Below are 1,457 nucleotides of genomic sequence, written 5' to 3'. Positions count from 1 at the left end.
GGCTCTTCGGGTGTTTGTGTGGGTGTGGATCATTGGTCCGGCCTGCTGGCTATTGGCGTCCGGGGAGTTGTAGGTCGAGTCCTCCGCATTTGAGCATGACGAGGCTGATGAGGTTGTCGAGGTTGCGGTAGCCGTAGCCGATCTTGATGGTGGTCTTGATCTTGTTGTTGATGGCCTCGAGTCTGGCGTTGGACAGTCCGGAACGGATGGTTGCGAGGATGTCGAAGTGGCGTCTGGCGATCTTCTCTCCGAGAGGGACGAATCCCGGGATGCCGGACAGGAACGCGTCCGCGGCCCATTGGCGCAGCAGGGGCGCGGCCTCGTCCGTCGTCTGCTTGAGGATCATCCTGAGGCGTTCCTTGAGCTTGTACGCCTCCCAGAGGGTCTCGTTGGTGTTGGCGACGCATTCCAATTGGGCCTTCTGCCCGGCGGTCAGGTCGTTCTCGTTCTTCAGCAGGGCCCATCTGGCGCCCTTGACCGGATCCTTCGCGCCCTTTTTGGCGACGCCTTGCTTCCGGGCCTCGCGCCATGCGGCGGTGCGGACCTTGTCGAGCGCGTCGGTCGCCCAGGAGACGATGTGGAACCCGTCGAGGATGCGTTCGGCCTGCGGGCACCAGCGGAACGCGCACTCGTCGATCCACCGGGCCCCGTCGCCGGTGATCACCCGGATGGAGGCGCGCTGCGCCTCGGTGAGCGTCCGGAAGAACAGGTCGAAGACCTTCTCGCCATGCCCCTCGTGCATCCAGACCACGCGCCCGCGGTCGTGGTCGACGACCACGGTCATGTACCTGTGGCCCTTGCGGTAGCTGGTCTCGTCCACGCCGATGGAACGCAGACCGTCGAACAGGCCCGCCCCCTGTTCGGCCCGCAGGTCGTCGGCGACCCTCTTGCACACGGGGCCCACGCTCTTCCAGTCGATGCGCATCAGCGCCGACACGGCGCTTCTGGGCGCGTGCACGCTCAGCCACGCGACCTGCTGCTCGAAGTCGCGCGTGTACGCGCTCTTCCTGCGCGCCCACGGCGCCATCGCGACCGTCACCCCGTGCTCGCGGCACATGACGCGCGGCGGCGCGTACTCCAACAACATGCGCGCGCACCCGAGGTCGAGGTGGCGCCAACGCCGCACGCCCAACCGGTCGTACGGCCGGCCATGCCCGCCGCACCTCGCGCACCGGTCCATATCATGCGCGTACGGGCGCACCGGCACGATGACGACGGTCCCGCCATGCGGGTCGTCCTCGACACGGGGCGTGGAGACCACGACGTTGGCGGGCAGGTGCAGCATGCGCTTGAGCGCGCCGGCTGATATGGTTGGCACAGGCGTTCCCTTGTTCCGGTTTACTTTCTTGGCGGAAACAAACCATACAGGAGAACGCCCCTCTCATACCCCACACACGAAAAAGCCCCGGCAAAGACGCCGAGGCACAACACCCCACCACACAAACTGGCGAAGGCTC

Annotated in this window: 1 protein-coding gene; it reads right to left on the bottom strand. The window is 66.0% G+C overall.

Annotation, left to right across the window (positions count from 1 at the left end):
- Positions 1-49 precede the first annotated feature (49 nt).
- Positions 50-1,318, bottom strand: a complete 1,269-nt coding sequence (locus tag BG22_RS10740; RefSeq protein ID WP_140495459.1) for an ISL3 family transposase — start codon at positions 1,316-1,318, stop codon at positions 50-52.
- Positions 1,319-1,457: the final 139 nt, after the last annotated feature.

The sequence above is a fragment of the Bifidobacterium sp. UTBIF-78 genome, from assembly GCF_006408945.1.
Classification (GTDB): domain Bacteria; phylum Actinomycetota; class Actinomycetes; order Actinomycetales; family Bifidobacteriaceae; genus Bifidobacterium; species Bifidobacterium myosotis.
This window is presented reverse-complemented; position numbering and strand designations above follow the sequence as displayed.